Source organism: Dehalogenimonas sp. THU2, assembly GCF_039749495.1.
Lineage (GTDB): Bacteria > Chloroflexota > Dehalococcoidia > Dehalococcoidales > Dehalococcoidaceae > Dehalogenimonas.
Window position 1 is genome coordinate 1 of record NZ_JBDLLU010000030.1, and the last position, 3481, is coordinate 3481.

The 3481-nt window shown below is 55.4% G+C and carries 5 protein-coding genes; all 5 read left to right on the forward strand.

Annotated elements, in window-relative coordinates; genetic code table 11:
• Positions 1–1608, forward strand: a 1608-nt coding sequence (locus tag ABFB09_RS09550) for a hypothetical protein (RefSeq protein WP_347001266.1), incomplete at its 5' end; no start/stop codon positions are given.
• Positions 1605–1850: a hypothetical protein gene (locus tag ABFB09_RS09555; RefSeq protein ID WP_347001267.1), complete on the forward strand. Its 246-nt coding sequence runs from the start codon at positions 1605–1607 to the stop codon at positions 1848–1850. The genes ABFB09_RS09550 and ABFB09_RS09555, both read left to right, overlap by 4 nt.
• Positions 1847–2068, forward strand: a complete 222-nt coding sequence (locus ABFB09_RS09560; protein ID WP_347001268.1) for a hypothetical protein — start codon at positions 1847–1849, stop codon at positions 2066–2068. The genes ABFB09_RS09555 and ABFB09_RS09560 overlap by 4 nt, the downstream gene beginning before the upstream one ends.
• A 2-nt stretch (positions 2069–2070) precedes the next feature.
• A complete protein-coding gene (locus tag ABFB09_RS09565) occupies positions 2071–2430 on the forward strand; it encodes a J domain-containing protein (RefSeq protein ID WP_347001269.1) in 360 nt (119 codons plus the stop codon).
• Positions 2431–2432: 2 nt separating this feature from the next.
• On the forward strand, positions 2433–3341 hold the full coding sequence (locus ABFB09_RS09570) for an ATP-binding protein (protein WP_347001270.1): 909 nt from the start codon (positions 2433–2435) through the stop codon (positions 3339–3341).
• The last annotated feature ends 140 nt before the right edge of the window (positions 3342–3481 follow it).

Below are 3481 nucleotides of genomic sequence, written 5' to 3' on the forward strand. Positions count from 1 at the left end.
ACCGGTATCGACGACTACCTGCTGCAACACTGCCTTGCCGACGCTGAAAAGCTGGTCACTGATTTCAAGCTGGAGGAGGAAGAGCGCGAATGTTACGTTTCCGGCTTTATTCTTCGTGATGGCACAGTCGGCGAGATGGTGGTCGATGAAGACGACCGGTATTTCATGGTCTCGGCCGGCGGCGCCATCAAAAAAATGTGGCAGTACGACACCTCGAAGGTGACTTATCTGCCAACGAATGACCCGTTGGTCGGCCAAGTGGTACATTTCGCCCCCGCCGCGGCGCCTTATGATTCGCAGGCCAAACTATTCGGTGAAGTGCAGAGTTTCATTCACCGCTACATGGAGTTGCCGGCTGACTTCGAAGAGATCGCTTCACTCTATGTGCTTCTGAGCTGGGTGTATGAGTTTGCCCCGTCGATTCCGTATCTCCGGGTGATCGGTGACTGGGGTACCGGCAAGACGCGCTTTTTGCAGGTGGTCGGAAATATCTGCTTTCGGCCGATGTTCGCCTCCGGCGCCACGACGCCGTCGCCGATCTTTCGCATCCTGGAACAATTCAGAGGCACGCTGGTGCTTGATGAAGCCGACTTCAAGGATTCCTCCGCCTGGACGGAGATGGTTAAGCTGCTCAATAACGGCTATCGGCCGGGGATGCCGGTCCTTCGGGCGGATAAAGAAAACGGAAAATGGTTCCCGCGAGGCTACCAGGTATTCGGCCCGAAGCTTCTATCGACAAGATTCCCTTTCGCCGACGAGGCCCTCGAAAGCCGCTGCCTGACTTCAGAAATGATGCCCCTCACCCGTGACGACATCCCAAGGGTGCTGCCGGCATCGTTCGACAAGGAGGTCGGGACGTTACGCTCAAAACTATTAACCTTTCGCCTGCAAAACCTGTGCCGCCTCAAGGGTAAAACCTTCGGCAACGAGCTGCTCGAACCGAACCTGCAGCCGCGTCTTCAGGAGATACTCATCCCCATGAAGGCCATGCTTAACGGCGACCATGCCATGGCGGAGGCCCTTGGCGGCTTCGTCCACCGGCTGCAAGAGTCGCTTTATACCCGGCGCCGGGAAAGCGACGCTGGCAGAGTACTTGCCGCCATGATCGAATTACATCAGGAAAAGCACGAACTATCACTCAAAAACATCGCCGTAAGAGCTGATGCCATGGATGAGGAGTCACCTGCTCTTAACCCGGAGAAAGCCGGCTGGCTGACCCGGAGACTGGGTTTTCAGAAAGAGAAGGGAAGCACCACCCGGCGAAGAGTGGTGTGCTGGGATCAAGCGAGGGTCGAAAGTCTGGTTAAGCAGTACGGTCTTAAGCTTGAGCCGCCCGTATCGGGTGAAAAACCTTTCATTCCTTTCGAACCTTTCGGAACAGCTTCGGATTCGGCGAAAGGTTTTACAGAGCAAGGAAAACCTTTCGGAAAAACAACGGATAAATCAACTGATTTAGCTTCAAACAGTGTGAAAGGTGTTGAAACCGCGGAAAAACCTTTCGAAAAACCTTTCAATCGTGAGCCCAAACGTGAGGCGAAAGGTTTGAAGGGTTCGAAAGGTTTTGTAGGGAATACGGCTCCTGAACATCAATCAAAGGGAGTGACATGAAGAAGAAACGGACACTTTATGAATGTGCCCATGCCAGGGTGAACGGCAAGAGAATCTACTGCCGCAAAGGGTTTCCGTTGTCCGACAAGGCCGCAAACGGTGGAATTGACATCATCCGGCTGGCACGTGGTGAACCGCTGGCGCTCGAAATCTGCCAGGCCTGTCCTAACTTCGATCGCTTGGGGTCGATAATTCCACACGAGGAACGCGGCTGGCTTAAGCCGAAAGGAGATCGCAAATGATCGATTTTCTTGGCCGGCTCTACGAAAAGCTCTGGCGAGCGGCAGGGGGCAAACCGTGGACCGAGATCATTCGGGATGACCAGAAAAAGGCGCCTCTGATTTATATGCTTATATTCCTCGGCCTGGGCATTTTGCTTGTGAGGCTCGGTGGCAAGTACTGGTGGCTGATGCTCATCGGTTTCTTCCTGGGAGTTCTCGCCGGTCATTTTTGGTGGTAAATATGGAAGACAGACTCAACCGTATAAGGCGCATGCAACAGGACCTGGCGTGCGAGCTTCAATCTTTCATGGCGGAGCTTTTTACCAGCGCCGCTGACCCGGCTACCATCATCGGTTTTGCCCAGCGGCTAGGCATGGATATGTCAGGTGCCGGCGGAAGCAGGCCGATAAACCAGCCTGCTCTTGACCCGTACCGAATTCTTGGTTGCGACCGCACCGCTTCGAAAGAGTTTGCTAGGCGGCGTTATCTGGATCTCCTGCGGAAGCTTCACCCCGATACCGCCGGCATCAGCGGCACCGAATACCTGACTCAAATGGTGACCGAGGCTTTCAGGCAGATCTGCCAGGAAAGGGGGTGGTAAAAGTGAAAAACGATGATGTCATCGAACTGCTTTCGGAAATCGCCCGGTTTGAAGACTCGGTGGATATGGAGAACGACTATCGCATCGGCTGGGGCTGGCGCCATGTCAGGATCTGGCCGGCGACGCTGTCTCGGCTGTTCAAGGACGGCTACCTCGATAACGTCTTTCGCTCCAACTCCCACACCGGCTACCGGTTGAGCGAACTGGGTAAAAGCATTCTTTCGGCTGAAATTACGCCTCCCGAGACGCGCCAGGAATTAAAACCAGAGATATCCGACACTCTTTTCGGGGACATCATCGGCCATGACGGCGTGAAAGAGCTTCTCAGGGCGGCACTTCTGGCAGAAAAGCCGGTGCATGTGCTCCTGACCGGGCCACCGGCGCTGGCTAAGACGCTTTTTCTGTGGGACATCGAAAGAGCCGGAGGCGAAAAGGCCATCTGGCTGGTCGGCTCGGCGACTTCGAAGGCCGGGCTGTGGGACCTGGTGGCCGGGCGGGAACCGCAGATTCTGCTTATAGACGAGATCGACAAAATGAACGCCGCCGATACCGCGGCGCTGCTGACCATGATGGAAGGCGGACGGTTGGTGCGGGCTAAAAGGGGCCGTGAACTCAATATCAACAACCCCCTCAGAGTCATCGCCGCCTCCAACCGTTGCGAAAAACTGTCGCCGGAACTACGGTCACGCTTTGCCATTCGAAAGCTCGATCCCTATGGGAGGGCCGAGTTTCTGACGGTGGTGAGAGGAGTGTTGGTGCGCTCCGAAGGCCTCGAACTGGAGCTGGCTGGGGAAATCGCCCGCCGTCTGGACGGGCTCACCCAGAATGTCCGGGATGCCATCCGGGTGGCAAGACTTGCGCCTCAACTTGGGGTAGAAAAAGCTGTCGCGTTGTTAATCGGATCAGGGTGAAAGTCAATCGGGGAGGGGGGTGACCCCTGAGGCAAGGGGGGAATAGTGTTTAAGTTTTTTTCGGGTATTCACAGACGGGTATCTACAGCGGGTATTTACACTGTAGTCGTGGCCTGTACGTTCCACAGGCTGTGCGATTA

Bases quoted from the DNA above. Each gene is read 5' to 3' on its own strand.
- ABFB09_RS09555 (WP_347001267.1), top strand. From the start codon at position 1,605: ATGAAGAAGAAACGGACACTTTATGAATGTGCCCATGCCAGGGTGAAC.
- ABFB09_RS09560 (WP_347001268.1), top strand. From the start codon at position 1,847: ATGATCGATTTTCTTGGCCGGCTCTACGAAAAGCTCTGGCGAGCGGCA.
- ABFB09_RS09565 (WP_347001269.1), top strand. From the start codon at position 2,071: ATGGAAGACAGACTCAACCGTATAAGGCGCATGCAACAGGACCTGGCG.